This window comes from Actinoplanes awajinensis subsp. mycoplanecinus, assembly GCF_001509495.1.
Taxonomy (GTDB): Bacteria; Actinomycetota; Actinomycetes; order Mycobacteriales; family Micromonosporaceae; genus Actinoplanes; species Actinoplanes palleronii.
This window is the reverse complement of record NZ_LLZH01000013.1, coordinates 285900-311590: the sequence shown is the minus strand read 5'-3', so window position 1 is coordinate 311590 and position 25691 is coordinate 285900. Positions and strand designations below refer to the sequence as shown.

Here is a 25691-nt window from a genome sequence, read left to right as displayed (position 1 = left end):
CCAGCGCCGCCGGATGGTCCCCTTGACCTGAGGCGGAACAGGGGGGTCGGTGGGCATGGAACGAACGGCGCCGTTCATCGGCCGTCACCGGGAACGGCAGGTGCTGGCCGACCTGCTGGCCGGTGTCCGGGAGGGACGCAGCGGCACGCTGGTGCTGGTCGGCGAGCCCGGCACCGGCAAGACCAGCCTGCTCGACCAGGTCGCGGCCGGCTGCCCGGACGTCCACACCGTACGGATCGCCGGGGTCGAGTCGGAGATGCGGCTCGGCTTCGCGGCCCTGCACCGCCTGCTGCGCCCCTGGCTGCCCCACATCGACGAGCTGCCCGCGCCGCAGCGCGACGCGTTGCACACCGCGTTCGGCCGGCTGGCCGGCGTCGCGCCGGACCGCTACCTCGCCGGGATGGCCGCGCTCACCCTGCTCGCCGACGCCGCCGCGCCGCAGCCGCTGCTCTGCGCGGTCGACGACGCGCAGTGGCTGGACCGGGAGTCGGCCGAGGTGCTGGCGTTCGTCGCCCGCCGCCTGCACGCCGAGGCGATCGGGCTGGTCTTCGCGACCCGCCCGCACGGGCAGGCCCTGGTCGACGGGCTGCCGGCGCTGACCGTGACCGGGCTGCCCGACGACGACGCGGAGAGCCTGCTGTCGACGAGCATCAGCGGGCACCTCGACGGCGCGGTCGCCGCGCGGATCGTGGCCGGCACCGGCGGCAACCCCCTGGCGCTCATCGAACTCGCGCACGCGCTCACCGCGGAGCAGCTGACCGGCATCACCCCGCTGCCCAGCCCGCTGCCGGTCGGCACGTTCCTGGAGACCCACTTCCTGCGGCAGGTCGGCCGGCTGCCGGCCGAGACCCGTACCCTGCTGCTGCTCGTCTCGGCCACCCCGCCGGAGGATCCGTCGCTGCTCTGGCGGGCCGCCGGGCACCTGGGCATCGCCGCGGCGATGGCCGACCCGGCGCTGACCGCGGGCATCCTGACCCCGGCCCTGGACTTCCGGCACCCGCTGATCCGCTCAGCGGTCTACCGCGGCGCCGACCCGGCCGACCGGCGTCTCGCGCACGCCGCCCTGGCCGCCGTCTGCGATCCGGTGCTCGACCGCGACCGCCACGCGTGGCACCGGGCGGAAGCCACCATCGGGCTCGACGAGCAGGTCGCCGCGGAGCTCGACCGGGCCGCCGACCGGGCCCGGGCCCGCGGCGGTCACGCCGAACGGGCCGCGTTCCTGAGCCGTGCCGCCGACCTCTCCCCGGACCCCCGGGCCCGGGCCGCGCGCCTGGTCGCGGCGGCACACGCCCACCTGGTGCTCGGCGACCCGGCCTCGGTCGGCCCGATGCTGGACCGGGCCGAGCACGGACTCGACCAGCCGGTGCCGCGGGCGATCGCCCGGCAGACCCGGGCGATCGCCGAGATGTACACCGGCCGGTTCACCGGCGCCGCCACGATCCTGCTGGACGCGGCCGGGTCGATCGCCGCGGTCGACGCCGGCCTGGCTCGGACCATGATGTTCGACGCGCTGCAGGCCGTGCTGTTCACCGACGACCGGGACGCCACCCTCACGCTGCCGGCCCTGGCCCGCGCGGTGCAGGATTCGCCGGCCTCCACCCGGACCGATGATTTCTCCTACGGCTACGCCGATCTTTTCCTGTACGGCTACACGACGCGCATCGCGGTCGGCTACCGGCCGGCCGTGCCGCTGATGCGTGCCGCGCTGGCCGCGCTGAGCAGCGACGGCGACAGCCTGGCCGAGGAGTGCCTGCCGCTCGCCGTGATCAGCATGTTCGCCGCCGAGGACGTGTGGGACGAGGACGGCGGCCGCCGGGTGTGGCGGCGGCTCGAGAAACATGACCGGGACAACGGCGCCCTCGCCAACCTGCGCACCACGCTGGTCGCCGGCGCCACCTGGGAGCTGCGCGCCGGCCGTTTCGACGCGGCCGCGGCCCTCCAGGACGAACTCGACGAACTCTCCGACGTGGTCGGCCAGCCGCACCGCGGCGGCATCCAGCGGATCGAGCTGCTCGCCTGGAGCGGCCGCGAGGCCGAGACCCGGGCGGTCGCCGCCGCGGGCCTCGGCTTCGACGACTACGTGCAGAACTCCCTCGCCGTCCTGGAGATCAGCCTCGGCCGGCACCACGAGGCGCTGGCCCTGCTGCTGCCCGCGTTCGACCGGGACAAGCCCGGCGTCGCCACCCGGTCGCTGCACGAGATCGTCGAGGCCGGTGTGCGCGGCGGCGACGACCCGGCCGCGAAGGCCGCGCTCACCCGGATGGAGGAACGCGCCCAGGCCAGCGGCACCCCCTGGGCGCTGGGCCTGCTCGCCCGCTGCCGGGCGCTGATGGCCGACGACGAGCAGGCCGAGGACCTCTACCGCGAGTCGGCGGACCTGCTCGCCCGGACCTCCATCGTCACCGAACAGGCCCGCACCCACCTGCTGTTCGGCGAGTGGCTGCGCCGCCGTCGCCGGCGCGCCGACGCCCGCGCCGAGCTGCGCACCGCCTACGAGATGTTCACCCGGATGGGCGCCGCGGCGTTCGCCGAACGTGCCCGGGTGGAGCTGCTGGCGACCGGCGAGCGGGCCCGCAGACGCGACGAGCAGGCCACCCGGGACCTCACCCCGCAGGAGAAGCAGGTCGCGAGCCTGGCCGCGGCCGGCGCCACCAACGGTGAGATCGCCGCCCGGCTGTTCCTGAGCACGTCGACGGTCGAGTACCACCTGACCAAGGTCTTCCGGAAACTCGCGATCACGTCGCGTCGCCGGCTGGCCACGGTTCTCGCCGCTCAGCGGGCCGCCAGGTAGGCGCCGATGCCCATGTCGTCCGCGACGATCCGGGCGGCCGCGTTCGCCTGCTCCTGCAGCGCGTGCACGGCGGCGTACTGGGCCGGCGGCGCGACGAGCGTCTGCAGCGGCCGCTTGCCGTGTGGGGTCTCGACGAGCGCGACCAGCGCGTCACTGACCTGGCTCGCCTCGCCGATCGTCGCGGCGCCGGCCGTGGTGCGGGCGACCAGGTCGGTGACGAAGCGGGTCATCGTCTCGCCGTAGAGCGCCATCCGCTGCTGGTCGGCGGGCATCGCCGCGTTGGCGCCGATGTTCGTCGGGTACGCCGCGGCGTCCAGGATGACCGCCTCGATGCCGTACGGGGCGAGCTCGTGGTGCCACGCCTCGGTGAGGCTGCGCAGGGCGGCCTTGCTCGCCGCGTACAGGCCGTTGAACGGCGGGGTCAGCCAGCCCGCGAGCGAACCGACCTGGATCAGCGCGCCGTGACCCTGCGCCCGCAGGTAGGGCAGCGCGGCGTTGTTCACCCGCAGCGCGCCGAGCGTGTTCACGTCGAACTGCCGGTGCGCCTCCGCCGCGGTGTACGCCTCGACCGGCCCGGCGAAGTTCATCCCGGCGTTGTTCACCACCACGTCGAGCCGGCCGGCCGCCTCGGTCACCTCCCGGACGGCCCGCTCGACCGAGTCCTGATCGGTCACGTCGATCTCGACGACCCGCAGCCGCAGGCCCTCCGCCGCGGCGAGCGCGGTCAGCTCGGCGGCGGCCCGCTCGTTGCGCCCGGTCACGTCGCGCAGCCCGGCGAAGACCTGGTGACCGCGGCGGGCCAGGGCTTCGACGGTCAGCCGCCCGAAGCCGGTGCTGGTGCCGGTGACCAGAACGGTGCTGTCACTCATCGGGAACTCCTGTCTCTTGAAACGGGGTGGCACCCCGTTTCCTGGAGACGACGATATGGAGGGGTCCCCCACTTGTCAACGAGAAGTGGTGGACCACCCCGTTTGGTGCTGACTAGGATCTGGAGGGACACCCCAGATCTGGAGGCGCCAGGCCGGTGGAAGCCGAACGACCCCGGCGGGCCGACGCCCGCCGCAACTACGAGCAGATCGTCGCCGCCGCCCAGGCCGAGATCGCCCGCTCCGGCGCGGACGCCTCGCTCGAGGAGATCGCCCGCCGGGCCGGCGTCGGATCGGCCACCCTGCACCGGCACTTCCCGAGCCGGTACACGCTGCTGCAGGCGGTCTTCCACGACCGCGTCGAGGAGTTCTGCGCGCAGGCGCGGGTGCTCGCCGGGCAGGGCGAGCCGGGCCGGGCACTCGTGGATTGGCTGATCGCGGTGGCGGTCTTCGGCGCCACCACCCGGGGGCTGGCCTCGTCGCTGCTGGCCGGCGCGACCGCACCGGTCGACAGCTCGTGCGAGGTGATGCTGCTCGCGGCCGGCGGTGACCTGGTGACCGCGGCGCAGGCGGCCGGGACGGTGCGCGCCGACCTGACCGCGATCGACCTGCTGACCCTGGTCAACGCGGTGTCGCTGGCCACCGAGAGCGGCCCGGACCCGGCCGGGGAGGCCGCCCGCCTGCTCCGGCTGGCCCTGCAGGGCATCCACCCTCGGTAGTCGGGATGGTGCGGTCCCCGGCTGGTTCCCGGGGGTGTCTCGCATCCGTTTCCACACCCCTGGAGACCAGCCGGGCGCCCTTGGTGGTCTCGCCCCCACTTTTGACCACCGTGGGCGCTCGCCATGCGCCGTCGCCGCCCGAGATGCGGGAGTATGGGCGGTATGACGCGCCGCTGGCTGTTCGCCGACCAACTGGGCCCGCACTTCCTGGACACGCCCGGGCAGCCGGTGCTGCTCGTCGAGTCCAAGGCGGTGTTCCGGCGCCGCGCCTTCCATCGGCAGAAGGCGCACCTGGTGCTCTCCGCGCTGCGGCACCGGGCCCAGCAGGGGGACGTGCGCCTGGTGCGCGCCGAGACGTACGCCGAAGCGGTGAACGAACCGCTCACCGTCTGCCATCCGACCTCCCGGGCCGCCCGCGGTCTGGTCCGGCGGCTGCCGGGCGTCGAGCTGCTGCCGCCGCGGGGCTTCGTCACGACCCCGGACGAGTTCGTGAGCTGGGCGAACGGCCGTGACCACCTGCGGCTCGAGGACTTCTACCGGTACGCCCGGCGCCACCACGACGTGCTGATGGACGGCGCCGAACCGGCCGGGGGCCGGTGGAACCTGGACGCCGACAATCGGGAACCGCCGCCGCGCGGCGTGCAGCGGCTGGACGCGCCGGCGCCACCGGCGATCGTCGAGGACGAGATCGACGAGCAGGTCCGCGCCGACCTGGACCGGTGGGAGCGCGAGGACGGCATCACGTTCGTCGGCAACGACGGCCCGCGGCTGTTCCCGGCGACCCGCACGGAGGCGCTGGCCCGGCTGCGGCACTTCGTCACGTACCGGCTGCCGGTCTTCGGCCCGCACGAGGACGCGATGCTGGCCGGCGACCCGCTGATGGCGCACAGCCTGCTCAGCCCGGCGATCAATCTCGGACTCCTGGACCCCCTGGAAGTGATCGAACGCGCCGAGCAGGCGTACCGGGAGGGCGCCGCGCCGCTGGCCGGGGTGGAGGGGTTCGTCCGGCAGATCCTCGGCTGGCGCGACTTCGTCTGGCACCTGTACTGGTACTTCGAACCGGAGTACCGCGCGGTCAACGAGCTGCACGCCCGCAAGCAGCTGCCGAGCTGGTTCGCCGAGCTGGACGCGGACGCGGTCGAGGCGCGCTGCCTGTCCGACGTGCTCGCCGGGGTCCGCGACCGAGGCTGGGTGCACCACATCCCGCGGCTGATGGTGCTCGGCAACTATGCGATGCAGCGCGGCTGGCGGCCCGGCGCGGTCGCCGACTGGTTCCACCGCAGTTTCGTCGACGGCTATGAGTGGGTGATGACCGCGAACGTGGTCGGGATGAGCCAGTACGCCGACGGCGGCCGGATGAGCAGCAAGCCGTACGCGGCCGGTGGCGCCTACCTGCACCGGATGAGCGACTACTGCGGCGGCTGCCGCTACGACCCGAAGGTCCGGGTCGGCGACGACGCCTGCCCGTTCACCGCCGGGTACTGGAGCTTCCTGGCCCGCAACGAGGCGGCCCTGACCGGCAACCACCGGATGCGCCAGCCGCTGCAGGGGCTGCGCCGGCTCAGCGACCTGGATGCCCTGCTGAAGCAGGAGGACGCCCGAAACTTTCGGAGTAGTGCTCCGTAAGTTCAGCGCCAGCTTCCGGCTTGGGCCCGCAACAATCGAATTCAGCAGGTAAGACGTTCAAGCATGTTTCCGGTATGTATCCGGAAGTTGTTGACACCAGCGCGAGCCCGGGCCAATACTGCGGCAGTCGACACATCAGTAGGCGTCGATTGACAACCCGCCCGAAATCCCCCACCCGGGAGGTCTGATCACCATGCCCAGAAATCGCGTCCGGTTGCTCTTCAGCGCCGCCTGCGCGGCGATCCTGGCCGTCGTGGCCACCGTGCTGGCCGCCCCGGCCCGCGCGGACACCACCGTGACCACCAACCAGACCGGCACCAACAACGGGTACTACTTCTCGTTCTGGAAGGACACCGGCAACGTCTCGATGACCATGGGCGCCGGCGGCCAGTACAGCACCCAGTGGAGCGGCATCAACAACTTCGTCGCCGGCAAGGGCTGGAGCACCGGCGGGCGCCGCGCGGTCACGTACTCCGGCTCGTTCAACCCGTCCGGCAACGCGTACCTGACGCTCTACGGCTGGACCACCGGCCCGCTGATCGAGTACTACATCGTCGACAACTGGGGCACCTACCGGCCCACCGGCACGTTCATGGGCACCGTGACCAGCGACGGCGGCACGTACGACATCTACCGCACCCAGCGGGTCAACGCCCCGTCGATCGAGGGCAACAACTCGACGTTCTACCAGTACTGGAGCGTCCGCCAGCAGAAGCGCACCGGCGGCACCATCACCAGCGGCAACCACTTCGACGCCTGGGCGAGCAAGGGCATGAACCTCGGCACCTTCAACTACATGATCCTGGCGACCGAGGGCTACCAGAGCTCCGGCAACTCCAACATCACCATCGGCGGCACCACCACGCCGACCACCGGCACCACCACCGCACCGCCGCAGTCCGGCGGCTGCACCGCCACCCTCTCCGCCGGGCAGCAGTGGAGCGACAGGTACAACCTCAACGTCGCGGTGACCGGCTCCAGCAACTGGACGGTGACCCTCAACCTGCCCGGCTCGGCGAAGGTGCTCTCCACCTGGAACACCGCCGCGACCTGGCCCTCCGCCCAGCAGATGGTCGCCAAGCCGAACGGCAGCGGCAACAACTTCGGCGTCACCATCCAGGCCAACGGCACGTGGACCTGGCCCAGCGTCTCGTGCAGCGCGAGCTAGAGAGGAACGTCAGATGCGCATCGCAGCCTCCCTGGCCGCCATCGTGGCCGCCGCGGCCGGTATCGCCGTGACCATGGACGCCACCCCGTCGCAGGCCGCCGCGTGCAGCGGCTACGTCGGCCTCACCTACGACGACGGCCCCACCGCCGGCAACACCCAGAACCTGCTGAACACCCTGCGCGCGAACGGCCTGCGGGCCACCATGTTCAACGAGGGCCAGTACGCCGCCGCGAACCCCGGCCTGGTCCGGGCCCAGGTCGACGCGGGGATGTGGGTGGGCAACCACAGCTACACCCACCCGCACCTGACCCAGCAGAGCCAGGCCACCATGGACTCCGAGATCTCCCGGACCCAGACGGCCATCGCGAACGCCGGTGGCGGCACCCCGAAACTGTTCCGGCCGCCCTACGGCGAGACGAACGCGACCCTGAAGGCGGTCGAGCAGAAGTACGGCCTCACCGAGATCATCTGGGACGTCGACTCGCAGGACTGGAACAACGCCAGCACCGACGCGATCGTCGCGGCGGCCGGCCGGCTCACCAACGGCCAGGTCATCCTGATGCACGACTGGCCGGCCAACACGGTCGCCGCCGTTCCGCGGATCGCTCAGGGCCTGGCCGCCCGCGGCCTCTGCAGCGGCATGATCTCCCCGTCCACCGGCCGGGCCGTCGCCCCCGACGGTGGCGGCACGACCACCCCGCCGACGACCACCCCGCCGCAGTCCGGCAGCTGCACGGCCACCATCTCCGCGGGTCAGCAGTGGAGCGACCGCTACAACCTCAGCGTGGCGGTCACGGGCTCCAGCAGCTGGACGGTCACCCTGAACATCCCGTCCCCGGCAAAGGTCATCGCCACCTGGAACACCGCCGCCACCTGGCCCAGCGCCCAGCAGATGGTCGCCAAACCCAACGGCAGCGGCAACACCTTCGGCGTGACGATCCAAACCAACGGCAACTGGACCTGGCCGTCGGCCAGCTGCGCCACGGCATAACTCTCCCGGCGCGGCGTCCTTGTCCGGGCGCCGCGCCGTTTCAACCCCATTTTGTACGAATACCGAGCGCCCCGCCGCAGGCTACGAGCCACGCCCCGGGCCGGTCTCACGCGACACCGCGTCCGCCCCGGACCGCAGCGCGCCCCCAGTCCCCGGCTGGCTTCCAGGGGTGTCTCGAGAGCATCGAGACACCCCTGGAAGCCAGCCGAAGACCGTGCGGTGCATTGCGGTCCGGGGCGGTCACGGTCTCGGCTGGTGTTCACGGCTGGCTCGGGCTGCCGGAGGCAGCCGCCAGCGCCAGCCGGGGTCCGCAGGCGCGCCGCGGTCCGGAGTGGCCGCGGTCTCGCGCGAGACCGGCCCGGGACTCGGCTTGTAGCCTGCGGCGGGGCGCTCGGTATTCTTATCCTCTGGGGGTTGATGCATCCATGGCGGCGTCCCCGAGCGAATCATCGGAATAACTGTGTGCGGGAGAGAGGTCGATGGATTCCGAGGACGAGCTCGCCGGGCGGTGGCGTGACGGGGATGAGAAGGCGCTACGGGCGGCGTATGAGCGGCACGGTGGGGCGGTGCTGTACCTGGCGCAGCGGATGCTCGGGAACCGGACCGACGCGGAGGACGTCACGCAGCTGACGTTCGTGGCGGCGTGGACCGGACGGGACACGTTCGACCCGGAGCGCGGCACCATGCTGGGCTGGCTGCTCGGGATCGCCCGCCGCAAGGCCGTCGACCGGTTGCGGTCGGCGGCGCGCGACGTCCGCGTGACCGAGACGGTACGGTCGCAGGCCGCCCCGCCACCGGACGCCCGGGAAACGCCGGACCGGGTGGTGGACCGGCTGGTCGTCGCGGACGAGCTGGGCCGGCTGCCCCAGGAGCAGCGCCGGACATTGGAGCTGGCGTTCTTCGAAGACCTGACGCACCCGCAGATAGCCGAGGTCACCGGGCTGCCGCTGGGTACGGTCAAGAGCCATATCCGGCGTGGGATGGCGAACCTGCGACGTCGTTGGGAGGTGGACGGTGCAGCATCTGGATCCCGATCGGCTGGTCCTTCTGGCGCTCTCTGAGGAGCCCGAGGATTTGACCGAGACCGATCACCTGACGGGGTGTCCCGGGTGCCGTCACGACCTGGACACGTTGCGGACCGTCGCCGAGCTCGGCGCGGGAGGCCGGGACCTGCCCGATCTGCCCCCGCCGCCGGAGCACGTCTGGCAGGCCATCGAAGCGGGCATCACCACGCCGCCGGTCGCGGTCCTCGACGAGCGCCGGGAACGGCAGCGGCGCCCGGACCGTCCGGACCGGGGGGAACGCCGGCCGAGCTGGCTGGCGCCGGTGCTCGCGGCCGCCGCCGCCGCGGTGCTCGCGGTGGCCGGGACGCTTGTCGCGGTCCGGGTCACCCAGCGCAGCGCGGCGCCCCGGGTGACGGCGCGGGCGACGCTCACGCCGCTGCCCGACGTGCCGGCGACGGCGGGGGGCTCGGTCCGGGTGCTGGCCGGTGGGGACGTGCGGATCGTCGTACAAAATCTGCCGTTGACCTCGGGTTTTCATGAGGTGTGGCTGATCGATCCGGACGACCTGACCAAGATGGTGGCGCTCGGCAACCTGCCGGACGGCGCGCGTGCGGAGCTGCCGGTGCCGCCGGGCACCGACCTGAGCCGGTACCGCCTCGTGGACGTGAGCGACGAGCCGCACGACGGGGACGCCGGGCACTCCGGGCACAGCCTGCTGCGGGGCACGCTGACCTGGTGAACCGCCGGGGCGCACAGCCCGACGGGCGCGGGCGGCTCGCACCGCCCGCGCCCGGTGTCAGGCCTCGGCGCGGAAGTCGGCGGGGCGTTCCGCGGGGGCCTCGGCCAGGGCGCGGCGGGTGCCGTCGGCGTCGTAGTCCTTGCCGTAGACCGGGGTGCCCGGCTGCTGGCGCCAGGACTCCTCGATCGGGCCGCCGTCGACCGGGTCGAAGCCGAGCTCGTCGACGATCCGGAAGACCAGGTCCTGCCCGGCGCCCGGCGCGCCGGCGACCGGCAGCGCGATCCGGCCCGGCGTGCCGGCCTCGGTGCCCTTGCTCAGCAGGTGCTTCCAGTAGATGCCGTTGAAGACCTTGTACACCGGGGCGCCGATCAGCTTGGCGACCCAGGCGCTCTCGGTGAGGCCGGCCTCGATCTCGGCGATCAGGCCGTCGCGCTGCCGCGGGTAGTAGTTGTTCGTCTCGATCACCGGCGCACCCGGCTTGCGGCGGTCGACGATGCCGGGCGCGAGGTCCGGGACGTTCTTCTGCGGGATGCTGACGATCACCAGGTCGGCGTCGGTCGCGGCGTCGGCGGCCAGGACGGCCGTCGCGCCGGTCTCGGCGGCCAGGTCCGCGAGGGTCTCCGGGGCGCGGGAGTTCGCGACGTGCACCTGGTGGCCGAGTGCGGTGAGCCGGCGGGTGAGTGTGCCGCCGATGAAGCCGGCGCCGATGATTCCGATACGCACGTGAGTGCCCTCAATTCCTATCGCCGGGATAGATGGCTACCTCGATCCTGCCTCGGATCGGGCACCGATGCCCACCAACCGGCCTGTGACGCCGGTCCGATCCCGGTTTACCGCTCCGACCTGCAGGAACGTCGCTAGCCTGTGTTCGTGGCCGCCATGGGCATCGAGGTGGATTTCCGGCGTGTGTTCGAATCCGCGCCGGCCGCGTTGCTGGTGGTCGATCCCGACCTGCGGATCGTCGCCGCCAGCGACGCCTTTCTTCAGGCGACGGGGACCGACCGCGCCATGCTCATGGGACGGTTGGTCTTCGACGCCTTTCCGGACGATCCCGCCGACCCCGACGCGGACGGCGTCGCCAACCTCCGGGCGTCACTGAACCGGGTACGCGACAACCGGGTGGTCGACGTGATGGCCATCCAGAAGTACCCGATCGTGGTGCCCGGCCGCACCGACTTCGAGACCCGGTACTGGGCGCCGATGAACTCACCGGTCGAGAGCCCGGACGGCGAGCTGCTCTGGATCGTGCACCGGGCCGAGGACGTCACCGCGCACGTGCAGGGCCAGGAGGACACCCTGCACGCCGTGCTGGACAGCCTGGACACCGCGGTCGTCGGCTGCGACAGCGACGGGCGGGCCGTGCTCAGCAACCACATCGCGCGGGACCTGTTCGGCCTGCCGCTCGACGCCGGGCCGGTCGACCTGTGGGGGCAGCGGTTCAGCCACGTCGCGTTCACCGATCCGGACGGCAACGCCATCGCCCCGGACGACCTGCCGGTCGAACTGCTGCTGCGCGGCGAACCGGTGGAGAACATGCTGGTCGTCGCGAAGGGCGACCGGGTCGCCCCGCGCACCCTGCGGGTACAGGGGAAACCGATCTCGGACGGCGGCCGGCTCGCCGCGGTGCTGGCCGTGCACGAGATCACCCGGGCGCAGCGGGCCGAGCAGTTCAAGGAGTGCGGACGGCAGGTCGCCGAGCTGCTGGCCCGGGCCGACCCGGCAGACAGCCTGATCAAAGCCGCGATCGGGCTGATCGGTGAGCGGCTGGGCTGGTCGGCCGCCGAGTTCTGGTCGGTGGACCAGGTCGGCCGGGTGCTGCGGCGGTCCGCCTCCTGGACGGCCCTCGAGCACCAGCTGCCCCGGGAGCTGCCGGACCGGCTCGGCAAGGGGATCGGCATCCCGGGCCGGGCGTGGAAGAGCAACGAACCGGTCTGGGTCGCCGACCTGGACACCGACCCCGCCGCCGCGCAGCAGTCCCGGCACTGGGCGCCGCTGCGGTCCGCGCTCGCGGTCTCCATTCCCAGCGGCGCGCTGGTCCTGGGCGTGCTGGTCTGTTACAGCGAGGACCGGGAAGCGCCGGACGACATGCGAACGGCCGCGATGATCAGTCTCGCGGCCCAGCTGGGGGAGTTTCTGGAACGGCGGCGCGCGGACCAGTTCGCCGCCGAACTCGAGGCGACCCGGGACGAGTACATCGCGCTGGTCGGGCACGATCTGCGGACGCCGCTGACGCTGGTCCAGTCGTACGCGGAGATGATGCGCGACGACCCGGACATGTCCGCCGCGGACCGGGACGACATGCTCGAGGTCGTCCACCGGCGCTCCGGCGACCTGCAGGTGCTGATCGAGAAGCTGCTCGACGTGGCCGGCACCCGCAACGGGCACATCACCCTGGAACCCCGGCTGGTCAACCTGACCGACCTGGCGCGGGCCGCCGCCGAGCAGGCCGAACGGACCAGCTCCCGGGTCACCATCGACGTGAACTCCCCGGCCCGAGTCATGATCAACGGCGATCCGGGCCGGCTCCGCAACGTGATCGACGAGCTGCTGCACAACGCGTTGACCTGGGCGCCCGCCGACACCGTCGTGGGCATCACGGCACACGCCGACGACCACACCGCGGTGCTGGCGGTCACCAACGTCGGCACCCGGATCCCGGCCGACGAGCACGCCCGGATCTTCGACCTGTTCTACCGCACCGAGAACACCCTGCACCGCGGCATCCCCGGCAACGGACTGGGCCTGACCCTGGCCCGCGCGATCGTCGAGCAGCACGGCGGGACCATCACGGTCAGCGAGCCGGAAGAGGCCACCACGACGTTCATCGTCCGGCTCCCGGTCACCTGACCCGGTCACCTGTCGGCGCGGCGTCATCTCATTTACGATCGTCGATAATTCGGGGTTCGCCGGGTGGTCATCTGGGCCCGGTGGACTACCGCGGTCACGTCCGGGGACGATCGAGGAGAAACCATGCGTAACGCCGTGCTGCGAGGGGTGCTGCTCACCGCGGCCTGCTCGACCGTGCTCACCACCGGAGTCGCTGCGAGCGCCTCGGCGGCGCCGTTGCCAGCCCGGGCGGGGGTGGCGGTTCAGGCGCTTCCGTCGTACGAGATCTGGTTGTCGGATGTCGCGGCCGTGACCGACGCGGCCGCCGGCTATCTCGGCGGACGTCTGCCGGACTCCGGCGTGCGGGCGGCGATCGTGCTGGACATCGACAACACCGCGCTGCAGAGCAAGTACAAGCCCTACGACGCGACGCCCGGCGTGCTCGCCCTGGCCAAGCAGGCCCGCGCGGCCGGGGCGGCGGTCTTCTTCGTGACCGCCCGCCCCGAGATCATCGAGCCGGTGACCGCGCTGAACCTGAAGGCGGTCGGCTACGTCTGGACCGACCTCTACACCCGTGCGACGTTCGACTTCTCCAGCAACCAGACCCTCAAGACCAACGCCCGCATCGACATCGAACGCCGCGGCTACACGATCGTGGCCAACGTCGGGAACAGCGCGACCGACCTCGGCGGCGGGCACGCCGAGCGGACGTTCAAACTCCCGGACTACGACGGTCAGCTGGACTGACCGGTTAAACCCTGGCTGTTCAGCCAGCCCAGGACGTGATCGGCGACGCCCCGCCAGCCGGCGTCGACGGTCAGTGAGTGACCCCGGTCCGGGAACTGCTTGAGCTCGGTGACCGACGTCGCGTCACCGTAGAGCTTGTACGCGGCCCGGGTCACCACGTCCGGCACGGTGTGATCCTGCTGGCCGGAGATCAGCAGCAGCGGGCCACGGCCGGTGGCGGCGGTGTCGACGGCGGCCGGCGAGTGCTTGGCGAAGTTCGCCAGCGCGGCCTCGAACAGCGGCCGACCGGGGGAGGGGATCGTCCACCGCTCGTGCAGCACGTCGGACTCGGCGGCCGGGAGGGCGTTGCCGAAGCCGTAACGGAACTGCTTTTCGGTGAGCGAGACGGCCCGCTTCCGGTTCGCCGGGTTGCCGAGCACCGGGAACGCGGAACGCAACTGGGCGAACGGCAGCGGCTTCACGCCCTTGATCTGCGCCGGGTCGATCGCGACGCCGGCCGCGCCCTGGTGATCGGCCAGCAGCCTCTGGACGATCAGCCCGCCGAACGAGTGCCCGATCAGGACCGGCGGGACCGGCAGCTCGTCGACGATTTTGGCGTAGTGCGCGACGACGTCGTCGATGCCGACCCCGGCGACGGCGTCGGGGTTGCTGCGGGCGGCGGCGACGGTCGGCGGCTCACCGGGCCAGCCGGGCGCGATCGGGTCGTAGCCCTGCGCGGCGAACAGGTCGCTCCATGGCTGCCAGGACGTGGCGTGCAACCAGAGACCGTGGATGAAGACGACGGGGGTGCGGATCTCGGACATCGTGCGCTCCTTCGTGGTGATACCGGAAGGATGCCGCGGCAGTCACGGCGGTCGAATCAGTCGGATGACTTAATCGCTTTTTGGTCCGGGTGGGGAGCGCGTGTCTTTGGTCCGGGTGGGGAGCGCGGGTCCGCAGGCTGCGGGCCGGGTCCCGCCCGTGGGCCTGTGCCGGCCCGTGCCGTGGCGGGTCTTCTGGTTGGCGGTTGCCTGCGCGAGGTCGGTGCCGGCTCGGACCGTGGCGCGGCTCTCGGTCCGGGCTGGCTCTGAGGGGTGCCTCCCACCCCGGGAGGCACCCCTCAGAGCCAGCCAGCAACCAGTGGTCGGCGGGTTGCGGTGGGTGGGTGGCTGGGGCCGGCTGGCCAGGCGGGGTCGCGGTTGGTTCCGCCGGTTGTGGTTTGTGGGTGGGGCGGTTATCTCAGCAGGTGGTCGGGGGTCTCGGTTCGTGGTCCGGTCGGGGTCGCCGGTTGCGCGTTTTGGGGCGGTTGGCAGGGAGTGTTGCGGGGCTCGGCTGGTCCTGGCGGCCGTTATCCGGGTGCTTTAGGGGCCGTCTCGGCCAGCTGGGTCGGTTGGGCTGGTTGTGGTGGCCGTTATGGGGGTGCTTTAAGGGCTGCCAGGACCAGCTGGGCGAGTTGGGCTGGTTCTCGTGGCCGTTATGAGGCCTTTGAGGTGCCCATGACCGGCGGGCTCGGCTGGTTATTCGGCCGCTGTAGCCGCCCGCGCGGCGCTACCGTCCGCCGGAATCGGTTCGGGTGCCGGCGCGTGGTGTGGTCAGCCCGGTCTCGTAGGCGAACACCACCAGCTGCGCCCGGTCCCGGGAGCCGGTTTTCATCATGGCCCGGTTGACGTGGGTCTTCGCGGTGGCCGCGCTGATCGTCAGCCGGTCCGCGATCTCGTAGTTGGACAGTCCGGCCCCGACCAGGGCGGTGATCTCCCGTTCACGGCCGGTCAGCTCGGTCAGGGCCCGTGCGTAGGCCGGTTCGGCGCTCGACGGTTCCGGCGTCGCCGCCGGGGGCTGGGCCAGGAACCGGCCGATCAGCGCCGTGGTCGCGGCCGGCGACAGCAGCGATTCACCGGCGGCGACGGTCCGGACGGCCTGCAGCAACTCGTCGGGGTTGACCCCCTTGCCGAGGAAGCCGCTGGCACCGGCCCGCAGCGCGGCCACCACGATCTCATCGGTCTCGAACGTGGTCAGCACCAGCACCCGCACCCCGGCGAGCGACGCGTCGGCGGTGATCAGCCGGGTCGCCTCGATGCCGTCCATCTCCGGCATCCGGATGTCCATCAGCACCAGGTCGACGGCCAGCTCCCGGGCCCGGGTCACGGCCTCGGCACCGGTGGCCGCCTCACCGACCACCTCGATGCCAGGATCGGAGTCGAGCAGCAGGCGAAACGTCGCCCGCAAGAGGGCCTGGTCGTCGGCGAGCAGCACGCGGATGGTCACTCGATCATTCTCCGTAACGGTGCGTCCGGGGCGGACGCGAACCCCGGTGTCCCGGCCGGCGAGCGGTGGTCGCCGGGTCGGCGACCACCGCTCGGTGTTCCGGATCCTGGCTGTGGTCAGCGCGTTCCGGCGGGTGTCAGCACGTCCTCGTCGGTGTGCTGCGGCGCTTGCCGGTCGGCGGCTTCCAGGGTGCGGCCCTCGGCGTCGATGGTCGGCAGGAGGCGGTCGAGCCAGCGGGGCATCCACCAGGCGGCGTTGCCGAGCAGTTTCAGCACCGCCGGAACGATGATCATGCGGACGATGACGGCGTCGGCGAGCACGCCCACCGACAGGGCGAACCCGATCGCGGCGACGAACGGTGACACCGCGGTGGCGAAGCCGGCGAACACCGCGATCATGATGGCCGCGGCGGCGACCACGACCACCGCCGTGCGCTGGAAGCCGTCGACGATCGCGTCGGCCGGGCTCAGGCCGCGGGCGTGTGCCTCGTGCATCCGGGAGACCAGGAACACCTGGTAGTCCATGGCCAGGCCGAACAGGATGCCGACGATCAGGATCGGCAGCAGGCTCAGGATCGGGTTGCCGGACGGCGCCGGGATCAGCGCGTCGGCCCAGCCGTCCTGGAAGACCTTGACGGTGACGCCGAACGCGGTGCCGAGCGAGAGCAGGAAGCCCAGCGTGCCCACGAGCGGGACCAGCAGCGACCGGAACAGGATGATCAGCAGGACCAGGGCCAGGCTGACCACCAGCACCAGGTAGATGATCAGAGCGTCGCTGAGCATGTCGTTGGTGTCGATGTCGACGGCGGTGGATCCGGTGACGGCGATGCTCACCCCGGCGACGTCTGCGGCGTGGTCGCGGATGTCGCGGACCAGGTCACGGGTCGCGTCGTCGATAGGACCACCTTTCGGTACGACCTGAAGCATCGCGGTCGTCCCGTCCTCGCTGGCCCCGGCCGGGGTGACCGCGGCGACGTCGCCGACCGCCGTGACCATGCCGGCCACCTGGTCGAGCTTGCCGGCCACGCCGGTGCCCTCGACCAGGACGATCAGCGCGCTCTGGCTGCCGGCGCCGAACTTGTCGGCGATCACGGTGTACGCGGCCCGCTGGGTGCTGTCCGGGTCCTCGCCGCCGGGGGTGCTCAGCGCGGTCCTGAGGTCGAACGTCGGCATGGCCAGCAAGAGCAGCCCGGCGATCGCGACCACCGCGATCGGCAGCGGCGCCTTCATCACGACACGGATCCAGCCGCCGAGGAACGAGCGGCGCCGTCCCCGCTGCGCGGCCTGCTCCGGCAGCGGAACACCCTTGCGGATCATGGTGCGTTCCCGGCGGGACAGCACCCGGTAGCCCATCGAGCGCATCAGCGCCGGCAGGAACGTGAGCGCCATCAGCACGGTGGTGGCGACGGTGACCGCGGCGGCGAGGCCCATCTCGGTGATGAACGGGATCCGGACCACCGACAGGCCGACCAGCGCGATGATCACGGTGGCGCCGGCGAACACGACCGCGGAGCCGGCGGTGCCGATCGAGCGGGCGATGGCTTCCTCGACGGTACGGCCCTCGCGCAGTTCGGTGCGGAACCGGGCCAGGATGAACAGCCCGTAGTCGATGCCGACGGCGAGGCCGATCATGCCGGCCAGGGTGGGCGTGGTCGAGCCGATCGGGTGCCAGGCGGACAGCGCGAACACGCCGAGCAGCCCGGTGGCGAGCCCGAGCAGCGCGCCGAGCATGTTGGCGCCGGCCGCGATCAGCGAGCCGAACGTGACGATCAGGATGATGAACGCGATCATGGCGCCGAGGCCCTCGGCCGGGCTCTGCTCGGGCACCTGGTCGCCGATCGACCCGCCGACCTCCACGCTCAGTCCGGCGTCGCGGGCCTGGTCGGCGACGGCGAGCACCTTTGCGTAGATCGGGTCGGTGTCGACGTCGTCGGTCAGCCCGGTCAGCGTCACGGTCGCGACCGCCGTGGTGCCGTCTGCCGACACGTACGATCGATCCTTGGCGAACGGGTCGCTGACCGCCGCGACGTGCCCGACCTCGGTGACCCTCTCGATCGCCGTGGCGATGATCTTCTTGCTGGTCGCGCCGGTGACCTTCTGTCCGGCGGGGGCGGTGAGCACCAGCTGCAGAGTGCCCTTGGTGTCGTCGATCGCGGTCGCCGGGAACTTCGCCTGCATGACTTGCAGGGCCCGGCCGGACTCGGTACTCGACAGGCTGAACCCGCCCTCGCTGAACGTCATGCCGGTCACGGTGCCGACGACGCCGACAGCCAGCATCAGCCCCCAGACGACAAAAACGAGAACCCGATGCCGGGCACTGAACGCGCCGAGCCGGGACAGATACGCAGCCATCGAGACAGGACTCCTCGGTAGGTGATTCGGGGACGACACGAGGGGCGTCCTCGGGCGATCTCCAGAATCCCGTCCGCGCCGGCCCACGTCGTCAACCGCGCACGGCATCCGCGGCTACCGCAGGCGCGTTACCAGCGGTTTCCGCTATGCGGCGGGTACCGCAGCCGCGGTACCCGCCGGGTGGCAGGACAGGACCATCTGAGCCCGGCCGTCGCTGCTGCGCACGCTGGAAGTTGGTTGGTGGACCCCTACCCCTAGAAGCTCGAGGAGACCCCCTACCACCCCTATTTCGAGGAGCACCCCGATGGCCATCCAAGCGGATCCGTTGACCGAACCCGGTGAGTTCGCCCTGCAAGTGCGGGCCGCCTCCGATGCCGACCTGGAGCAACTGGTGCGCGACGCCGGGCCGTCGCTGCTGGACTCGATCTTCGAGGGGATGCCCGGGGTGTTCCGCGCCGACCGCGCCGGTGCGCTCGACACCGTCGTGCACTGGCACGTGCTCGGGCCCGACAACGCGGACGCCGCCTACCAGGTCACCATCGCCGGCGGGCAGTGCGTGACCGTGCCCGGCACCCCCGACCCGGCGCGGCTGACCCTGCGCCTGGACGTCGCGAACTTCCTGCGGATGACCACCGGGAGCGCCGCCGCGTGGACGCTGTTCCTGCGCGGCCGGCTCAAAGCCCGCGGCGATCTGGGCCTAGCCCGCACGTTCCCGCAGTACTTCGACGTGCCGAAGGTCTGAGCACCCCGAGGGCCCGCCACCGAGATGGCGGGCCCGGTGTGGTCAAGCCCCGGCGCCGACCGGCGAGGAAGCGCTCACCGTCGCGTGCTCCGGCGGCCGGGACACGTAGCGCACCCCGACCCCCCGGTCAATCGCCGCCTGGACGATCCCCGGCACCGCCCGCTCGGCCAGCGCGGCGATGGTGAACGCCGGATTGACCGTCAGCCCGGCCGGGACCGCGGAACCGTCGGTCACGAAGATGCCCGGATGCCCGCGCAGCTCGTGCCGGTCGTCCAGCGCCGACGTCTGCGGGTCGTCGCCGATGCGGCAGGACGCGAGCGGGTGCACCGTGTACGCCCCGATCACCTCGTTCGTCCACGGCATCACCCGGGACAGCCCGTCACGTTCCAGGATGTCGCGGACGTCGGCGTCGGCCCGCTCCCACCCGGCGAGCGTGTTCGCGGTCGGCTCGTAGCTCAACGCGCCCCGGCTGAGCATCTGCTGGGCGATGCGGTCGCCGTTGCCGGTCGGCGGCGGCGGGCCGAACACCCCCTCGTTGTCGTCCTCGCTCATGATGAAGATCGTCAGCCAGGACTTCCAGCGGCGCAGGATCTCCTTCTTCTCCACGCCGAACCAGCTGGGCCCGGTCGCGTCCGGCACCTGGGCCAGGATGGACCCGAACCCGGGCGGGAAGTACAGCTGCTCGAGCGAGTGCCGGCTGAACTCGGGCAGGTCGCCGTCCAGCTTGTCCCAGCTCGCGCAGACCGGGCCCTTGCCGATCTGATACCCCTCGTACGCGACACCGTCGGGCCGGCTGAGCCCGAGCACCTCGCGTACCTTGTCCTCGTTGACGATCGCGGTGTTCAGACGTTCGCCGTTGCCGGAGAAGTAGCGCCCGACCGCGGCCGGCATCTCGCCCAGCGCCTGCTCGGAGCGTTGCAGGATGACCGGGGTGGCCGCCGCGCCGGCCGCCACGATGACGATCCGCGCGTCGATCGTGCCGCTGCCGGTGACCTCCCGGTAGTCGACCTCGTCGAGGGTGTTGAAGTGCACCCGGTAGCCGTCGTCGGCGGTCCGGGAGATGTACTGCACCTCGTGCAGCGGCCGGATCTGCGCGCCGGCCGCCACCGCGGACGGGATGTAGTTGAGCAGCAATGACCGTTTGGCGTCGAACCGGCAGCCGGACATCATCCAGTTGCAGTTGGTGCACGAGGACTTGTCGATCGCGGCCGGCACCGGGTTCGCGGTCCGCCCGGCGTGCGCGCACGCCGCGGCCCACAACCCACCGGAGTACGTGACGTCCGACCAGTCGTTGCGGCTGATCGGCAGCGACTCCGCGACGGTGTCGTACCAGGGGTCGAGCGCCGACCGGTCGACCGAACCGGGCCACAGCCGCCGGCCCAGGCTGCCGTGGCGTTCGAAGGTGAACCGGGGCGCCCGGGGCATGGCGGCGAAGTAGACGACGCTGCCGCCGCCCACGCAGTTGCCGCCCAGCACGTTCATGCCGTCGCCCATGGTGAACTCGAAGACCCGGGTGCTGGCGCTGCCGAACTTGAAGTCGTGGTCGAAGTCCTTGCCGGACAGCCACGGCCCCCGTTCCAGGACCACGACCCGGGCTCCGCCGGCGGCCAGCCGGTACGCCGGGATCGAGCCCCCGAACCCGCTGCCGATGATCAGGACGTCGGTGCTGTCGGTGTCGCTCATGCGGGATCTCCCGTGGGTGTGGTGTGCGGGTGTGACGGGGCCAGGACCCGCCCGTAGGAGAAGTCCGGGAAACGCCACAGGCCGTCGGCGTCCGGCGGGGCGAAGCCGATCTGGGTGAGCCCGGGGTGGCCGGCGGCGATCGCGTCGACGGTGTGCTCGGCCGCGCCGGTGTCCCAGGCCATCACGCTGAACATGGCCAGTGCCACCCACAGCTCCTGGTCGGGGCTGTCCCGCGCGGTGAGCTCGGCGGTCAGCGTGGTGCGGTGCTCGAACGACAGGGCCACGAACGGCGGCACCGCCGGATCGAGCGTCAGGCCGGTGCGTTCCGCGTAGTCGGTGGCGTGGTCGTCGAGGCCGAGCGCCAGGGTGTCGAGGGTTCCGGCCATGCCGCCCTCCTCGGACACGAGCAGGTCCAGCGCCCCGGAGGTGACCGCGCCGCCCCCGGTCGCGGCGCCCGGCACCGCCCGGTCGCCGGGCCAGCGTTGCTCGCCCGGGATGATGGTGTCGGCGAAGGCTTCGAGGGTCATGACCTGGTCCGGGTCGAGTTCTACCGCGATCTCGAGCAACGGAGTGCCCCTTTCGTCCGGTATGCAGGTAGAGCCTCATCGTCGGTCCGCGGCCGTGCGCGGCGCATCTTCCCGGTTGCGCCCCGGTGGCCGCCGCACGTTGGGAGACGCACCGGCCGGGTGCCCGCGGTCACGATGGACGTCGATCGCCCGGTCGCCGGGAAACCCGCGACCGCTGAGTGAAAGCGGGACGACGATGACCATCACCACCGAGGCGGCCGAGGCTGCCGCACAGCAGCAAGCGGAGATCGCCGCGATCCCGGCGCGGATGGTGCGGGCCTGGGCCGCGCACGACGCCGACGCGTTCGCCGACCTGTTCGCCGAGGACGGCACGCTGATCCTGCCGGGGGTGTACCGCACCGGCCGGGCCGAGATCCGTGACTTCATGGCGGCCGCCTACCAGGGCGTCTACCGGGGGACCACGGTCACCGGTCAGCCGATCGCGCTCAAACCGCTGGGCCCGGGCGCGGTCGCCCTGATCACCGTGGGCGGCGTGCTGGCGCCCGGCCAGGACCAGCTGGACGCGAGCAACGCGATCCGCGCCTCGTGGACCCTGGTCAAGCGCGACGACCGCTGGGTCCTCGCGGTCTACCAGAACTGCCCGCGCGACCCCGCCTGAGCGCTACCCCCGGCTGGTCCTCAGGGGTGCCTCAAGAGTCCTGAGGCACCCCTGAGGACCAGCCCCGAACGGACCAGCCTCGAACAGCAGATGACGACAACGGAGAAGAGGGCAGACCGGTGACTGACACAGCGACAGTGACGAGCGACCTGGCCGCGTTCGGCGACGAGGTCGACCGGATGGTGGCCGATCTGGCACCCGCCGGCTGGACCACACCCACCCCGGCGCCGGGCTGGACCGTCGCCCATCAGATCGCGCACCTCGCGGCGACGTTCCGGATGGCCGGGCTGGCCGCCGCCGACCCGGACGCGTTCACCGCTCTGGCCGGCACGCTCTCGCCGGATTTCGACGCGAACGTCGCGCGGGCGCTGGGCCAGTTCGTCAACGACCCGCCGGAAGTGTTGCTCGCGCGCTGGCGGGCCGAGCGGGACACGGCGGGCAAGGCGCTCGGCGCGCTGCCGCCGGACCAGCTGGTGCCGTGGCTGGTCCGGCCGATCCCGGCCGCGGTCCTCGCGGCGGCCGGGATGATGGAGCTGTTCGGGCACGGCCAGGACATCGCCGACGCGCTGGGCATCCGCCGCACGCACACCGACCGGCTCCGCCACCTGGTCACCTTCGCCGTGCGGACCTGGGACTTCGGGTATCTGGCCCGCGGGCTGACGCCGCCCGCGGAACCGTTCCGCTTCGAGATCACCGCGCCGTCGGGCGCGCTGTGGGAATTCGGCCCGGCCGACGCGGCCGCCCGCATCACCGGGTCCGCCGAAGACTTCTGCTTGTTGGTCACTCGCCGCCGCCATCACACCGATGTAGGGGTACGGGCGGAAGGCGCCCCGGCCGAGCAGTGGCGGGAAATCGCTCAGGCCTACCGTGGCCCGGCCGGCCCCGGACGCGAGCCCGGCCAATTCGCCTAATGGGCCCGGCCGAGCCGCCGGCGCCGTTCACAGAGCGCCGGCGGGTCAGGCCGACGGGAAGCGCTGCCCGGCGTGGTGCTCCACCGCCAGCCGGTGGATCGCGGTGAACGCCTCCTCCAGCAGCAACCCGCGGGCCAGCGCCTCGGCCCGTTCCACCTCGACCGCCGGCAGCCGGCCCACCTGCTTGCGGGCCAGCTGGTCGGCCGCCGTGACGTAGTCGTCGAAGAACGACAGGCTGGCGTCGCAGTGCAACCGCCGCATCGCGGCCAGCACGGTCGCCAGCTGGTCGCGGGTGGCCGCGTCCGCCGGCACCTGCCAGCCGGCCGAGGCGATCAACCGGTCCACGTCCTGGCGGGCGGCCGCCACCGCGGGCGCCTCGTCCGGTGTCGGTTCCCCGGACGTGGCCTGGACCTGGTGCAGGGCCGCGTAGAGCCCGGTGACCGGCACGTCCGCGTCGGCGATCGCGGTGAGCAGCCGGCGCACCGAGGTCAGGTCGAGCCGGCCGAGCGTGGTGAACACCTTGATCAGCTGCAGCCGGCGCAGGTGCCGGTCGTCGTAGACGGCCTGGTTGCGCCCGGTCGGCTCGCCGGGTGGGAGCAGCTGCTCGCGCAGATAGAACTTGATCGTGGCGACGGGTACGCCGGACTGCCGGCTCAGGTCGGATATCCGCATCATGCTTCCCGTCGTGGGGGCGCTCGTCCTCCGCCGCCTGTGAGATTAGAAGATCTCGATGGGTCTCGCAATAGAGCGCTCTCCAGGCCCGTGCCAGCACCAGATTCGTGCTGTCCTACCTGGACGCGACAGGTCCGGGCACACCCGAAGATGCGCCGCGCCGCCGCCCGCCCGAAGCATGGAGGGCGAGGAAAGGGGACCCCGTGACGTCCTTGTTCGCGCGCGGTGCGCGCCGTGTCGTGCTCCGTCAGATCCGCCACCTGAGCCCGGTGCGCCCGGCCCGGACAACCGCGGTCTGGCACCAGATGGAGACCGAGTTCGGCATGGCCGCGCCGCCCGTGGCGCTGCACGCCGCCGCTCCCGAGGTCCTCGACGCGGTCTGGCTGATGCTGCGCGAGACGCTGCTGGCCGGCGACCCGGCCGGCCGGTCCACGAAGGAGACCGTCGCGGCCGCCGTCTCGCTCGCCAACACCTGCCCCTACTGCGTCGAGGTGCACGGCGCGACGCTGACCGGCACCCGGCCCGGCGCGGACGCCCGGCACCTGGCCGCCGGTCGCGTCGACGAGGTGCGCGACCCCGCGGTGCGGGCGCTGGCCCGGTGGGCGCGCGACGGCGCGTCCAGGGTCACCCCCGTACCGATCCCGGTCCCCGCCGATCAGGCGGCCGCGGTCCTCGGCGTCGCTGTCACGTTCCACTACCTCAACCGGATGGTGAACGTCTTCCTCGGCGAGTCCGCCCTGGAAGCGATGCCGGTCGCGGCCCGCCCGCTCGGCCGGCGGGTGGCCGCGCGGGTCTTCGGTCGCTTCGCCCGTGCCGTCGTGCCGCCCGGGCAGGCGGTGACCGCGCTGCCGGCCCGCCCGCTGCCGGCCGATCTGAGCTGGGCCGCGTCGTGCGCCCCGATCGCCGACGCGCTGGCCCGTGCCGCCGCGGCGATCGACGAGGCCGGCGCCGCGGTGCTGCCGGTCGCCGTCCGCGAGCTGGTACTCGCCCGGCTGGCGGATCCGGCCGAGCCGGGCCCCGGCCTGAGCGCGGAACCCTGGCTGGCCGAGGCGGTGGCACCCCTACCGCCGGGCGAGCGCCCCGCGGCCCGGCTGGCGCTGCTGGTGGCGTTCGCGTCCTACCGGGTGAGCGACGGCGACATCGCGGCGGTGCGCGCGAGCGGCCACGGCGACGACGCGCTGGTGCGGCTCACCGCGTGGGCCGCGATGGCCGCTGCCCGGAACGCCGGCCGCCTGCTCAGCGGCGATGCGGGGATGCGGGGATGTGGCGATGCGCGGGCCGGCGGCGCGGCCGGAATCGGATACGGCGACTATCCGAAGTGAATAGTGACGGTATCCGTTCCTACTTCACGATTGCGGTGCGGGGTGCGCCGAATATCTAGGGGTGGTTGGCCCGTATCGGGGTTCGATAATCTTTCCGTGGCCGAATGATCACGCGGAATACATTGACGGAATACTTTCCGAAATGCGTTCCCGGCCATTCCTCTGTCGAACCCCGGATCAGTGACGACCGCGGTCCGGCAGCTGCTGCGGTGACGCGATGAGCGGCACCATTGGGAGGTGTCATGCAAGACGATTCTGAGCGGGCGGTCCTACGGGCCATCGAAGCCATGCAGATGCGCCTGGGGGAGCAGTTGACGGTCGACGATCTGGCCCGTGCCGCACTGTTCAGCAAATTCCATTTCACCCGTATCTTCCAGCGGGTCACCGGTGTCTCGCCGGCCCGCTTCCTGTCCGCGATGCGCCTGCAGCGTGCCAAGGACCTGCTCGTCTCGACCTCGATGAACGTCGCGGACATCAGCGTGGAGGTCGGCTACAACAGCGTCGGCACGTTCAGCTCGCGGTTCAGCCGCAGCGTCGGGATGTCGCCGACCACCTACCGCCGCCACGACGGCTACGCGCCGGCCATCCAGGCGGGCGGCGAGCGCCGTTCCACCTGGCCGGCCAGCAGCCGGGTCTCCTGCCACGTGAGCCTGGAGGAGCCGGACGACCACGCGGTGATCTTCATCGGGATGTTCGCCGAGCCGATCCCGGAGGGCCGCCCGGTGCGCTGCGCGGTGCTGCACGAGCCCGGTCCGGTGCGCTTCGACGCGGTGCCGCAGGGCCAGTGGTACCTGCTCGCGCAGTCGGTGTCGACCGACGCCGCCACCTGGACCGCCGACGGCGCGGACCGCGCGGACCGTCCGGTCGCGGTGGCCTCCTACGGGCCGTTCACCGTCCAGCCCGACTCGATCCTCTCCGCCGACCTCGTGCTGCGCCCGGTGCGCGCCCTGGACCCGCCGGTGCTGCTGGCCCTGCTCGACGCGCGCAAGCAGGCGATGGACGTGCTGCAGCCGGTGAGCGCCGGCTGGGCCGAGCAGGCCGCCGCCTGATCACGGCCGTGGCATGCCGGTTGCCGCCGGTATGTCACGGCCCGCGCATCAAGAA

22 protein-coding genes are annotated in these 25691 nt (G+C 72.1%); 14 read left to right on the top strand and 8 right to left on the bottom strand.

Annotated elements, in window-relative coordinates:
* The first annotated feature begins 55 nt into the window (after positions 1–55).
* Positions 56–2791 carry an AAA family ATPase gene (locus ADL15_RS04785; protein ID WP_067685344.1) on the top strand — a complete coding sequence of 912 codons (2736 nt, stop codon included), beginning with the start codon at positions 56–58 and terminating at the stop codon, positions 2789–2791.
* Here ADL15_RS04785 and ADL15_RS04780 read toward each other — a convergent pair.
* Positions 2773–3660, bottom strand: coding sequence for an SDR family oxidoreductase (locus ADL15_RS04780; RefSeq protein WP_067685343.1), 888 nt, complete (start codon positions 3658–3660; stop codon positions 2773–2775). The two genes, ADL15_RS04785 and ADL15_RS04780, sit on opposite strands and share 19 nt — an antisense overlap.
* Before the next feature lie 155 nt (positions 3661–3815).
* Here ADL15_RS04780 and ADL15_RS04775 point away from each other — a divergent pair, with 155 nt between their 5' ends.
* The 6 genes from ADL15_RS04775 (at position 3816) to ADL15_RS04750 (ending at position 9904) form a co-directional block, all read left to right on the top strand.
* Positions 3816–4376: a TetR/AcrR family transcriptional regulator gene (locus ADL15_RS04775; RefSeq protein ID WP_067685342.1), complete on the top strand. Its 561-nt coding sequence runs from the start codon at positions 3816–3818 to the stop codon at positions 4374–4376.
* 162 nt (positions 4377–4538) lie between these two features.
* A complete protein-coding gene (locus tag ADL15_RS04770) occupies positions 4539–6002 on the top strand; it encodes a cryptochrome/photolyase family protein (RefSeq protein WP_067685341.1) in 1464 nt (487 codons plus the stop codon).
* 193 nt (positions 6003–6195) lie between these two features.
* On the top strand, positions 6196–7170 hold the full coding sequence (locus ADL15_RS04765; RefSeq protein WP_067685340.1) for a glycoside hydrolase family 11 protein: 975 nt from the start codon (positions 6196–6198) through the stop codon (positions 7168–7170).
* A gap of 13 nt (positions 7171–7183) precedes the next feature.
* On the top strand, positions 7184–8161 hold the full coding sequence (locus tag ADL15_RS04760) for a polysaccharide deacetylase family protein (protein ID WP_067685339.1): 978 nt from the start codon (positions 7184–7186) through the stop codon (positions 8159–8161).
* 479 nt (positions 8162–8640) lie between these two features.
* The gene (locus ADL15_RS04755) at positions 8641–9222 is read left to right on the top strand and encodes an RNA polymerase sigma factor (RefSeq protein WP_067685338.1); all 582 of its coding nucleotides are present in this window, start codon (positions 8641–8643) and stop codon (positions 9220–9222) included.
* 13 nt (positions 9223–9235) lie between these two features.
* Positions 9236–9904, top strand: a complete 669-nt coding sequence (locus tag ADL15_RS04750; protein ID WP_232343891.1) for an anti-sigma factor — start codon at positions 9236–9238, stop codon at positions 9902–9904.
* A 57-nt stretch (positions 9905–9961) separates the two neighbouring features.
* Here the strand turns inward: ADL15_RS04750 and ADL15_RS04745 are convergent, their stop codons facing one another.
* Entirely contained in the window at positions 9962–10642 is a 681-nt protein-coding gene (locus ADL15_RS04745; protein WP_394326912.1) for an NADPH-dependent F420 reductase, read from the bottom strand.
* Between the two features lie 141 nt (positions 10643–10783).
* Between ADL15_RS04745 and ADL15_RS04740 the strand changes: the two genes are divergently transcribed.
* Both ADL15_RS04740 and ADL15_RS04735 read left to right on the top strand, forming a co-directional pair.
* Positions 10784–12751 carry a PAS domain-containing sensor histidine kinase gene (locus ADL15_RS04740; RefSeq protein WP_067685403.1) on the top strand — a complete coding sequence of 656 codons (1968 nt, stop codon included), beginning with the start codon at positions 10784–10786 and terminating at the stop codon, positions 12749–12751.
* A 123-nt stretch (positions 12752–12874) separates the two neighbouring features.
* Positions 12875–13477, top strand: a complete 603-nt coding sequence (locus ADL15_RS04735; protein ID WP_067685335.1) for an HAD family acid phosphatase — start codon at positions 12875–12877, stop codon at positions 13475–13477.
* Here the strand turns inward: ADL15_RS04735 and ADL15_RS04730 are convergent.
* The 3 genes from ADL15_RS04730 to ADL15_RS04720 all read right to left on the bottom strand — a co-directional run bounded on the left by ADL15_RS04730 (position 13465) and on the right by ADL15_RS04720 (position 18072).
* Positions 13465–14280: an alpha/beta hydrolase gene (locus ADL15_RS04730; protein ID WP_067685334.1), complete on the bottom strand. Its 816-nt coding sequence runs from the start codon at positions 14278–14280 to the stop codon at positions 13465–13467. The two genes, ADL15_RS04735 and ADL15_RS04730, sit on opposite strands and share 13 nt — an antisense overlap.
* Before the next feature lie 724 nt (positions 14281–15004).
* Positions 15005–15721, bottom strand: coding sequence for a response regulator (locus ADL15_RS04725; protein WP_067685333.1), 717 nt, complete (start codon positions 15719–15721; stop codon positions 15005–15007).
* 116 nt (positions 15722–15837) lie between these two features.
* A complete protein-coding gene (locus ADL15_RS04720; RefSeq protein WP_067685332.1) occupies positions 15838–18072 on the bottom strand; it encodes an MMPL family transporter in 2235 nt (744 codons plus the stop codon).
* A 304-nt stretch (positions 18073–18376) separates the two neighbouring features.
* Between ADL15_RS04720 and ADL15_RS04715 the strand changes: the two genes are divergently transcribed.
* A complete protein-coding gene (locus tag ADL15_RS04715) occupies positions 18377–18814 on the top strand; it encodes an SCP2 sterol-binding domain-containing protein (protein WP_067685331.1) in 438 nt (145 codons plus the stop codon).
* A 42-nt stretch (positions 18815–18856) separates the two neighbouring features.
* Here the strand turns inward: ADL15_RS04715 and ADL15_RS04710 are convergent, their stop codons facing one another.
* Positions 18857–20497: a GMC family oxidoreductase N-terminal domain-containing protein gene (locus ADL15_RS04710; RefSeq protein ID WP_067685330.1), complete on the bottom strand. Its 1641-nt coding sequence runs from the start codon at positions 20495–20497 to the stop codon at positions 18857–18859.
* Positions 20494–21024: a DUF5987 family protein gene (locus ADL15_RS04705; protein WP_067685402.1), complete on the bottom strand. Its 531-nt coding sequence runs from the start codon at positions 21022–21024 to the stop codon at positions 20494–20496. Before ADL15_RS04705 ends, ADL15_RS04710 begins: the two co-directional genes overlap by 4 nt.
* 235 nt (positions 21025–21259) lie before the next feature.
* Between ADL15_RS04705 and ADL15_RS04700 the strand changes: the two genes are divergently transcribed.
* Positions 21260–21682, top strand: coding sequence for an SgcJ/EcaC family oxidoreductase (locus ADL15_RS04700; RefSeq protein WP_067685329.1), 423 nt, complete (start codon positions 21260–21262; stop codon positions 21680–21682).
* Positions 21683–21801: 119 nt separating this feature from the next.
* The gene (locus ADL15_RS04695; protein WP_067685328.1) at positions 21802–22593 is read left to right on the top strand and encodes a TIGR03084 family metal-binding protein; all 792 of its coding nucleotides are present in this window, start codon (positions 21802–21804) and stop codon (positions 22591–22593) included.
* 45 nt (positions 22594–22638) lie between these two features.
* Here ADL15_RS04695 and ADL15_RS04690 read toward each other — a convergent pair whose 3' ends face one another.
* The gene (locus tag ADL15_RS04690; RefSeq protein WP_083970894.1) at positions 22639–23268 is read right to left on the bottom strand and encodes a MerR family transcriptional regulator; all 630 of its coding nucleotides are present in this window, start codon (positions 23266–23268) and stop codon (positions 22639–22641) included.
* Positions 23269–23468: 200 nt separating this feature from the next.
* Between ADL15_RS04690 and ADL15_RS04685 the strand changes: the two genes are divergently transcribed.
* Together ADL15_RS04685 and ADL15_RS04680 are read left to right on the top strand one after the other, a co-directional pair.
* A complete protein-coding gene (locus ADL15_RS04685) occupies positions 23469–24587 on the top strand; it encodes a carboxymuconolactone decarboxylase family protein (protein ID WP_067685327.1) in 1119 nt (372 codons plus the stop codon).
* Positions 24588–24829: 242 nt separating this feature from the next.
* Entirely contained in the window at positions 24830–25636 is an 807-nt protein-coding gene (locus tag ADL15_RS04680) for a helix-turn-helix domain-containing protein (protein ID WP_067685326.1), read from the top strand.
* The last annotated feature ends 55 nt before the right edge of the window (positions 25637–25691 follow it).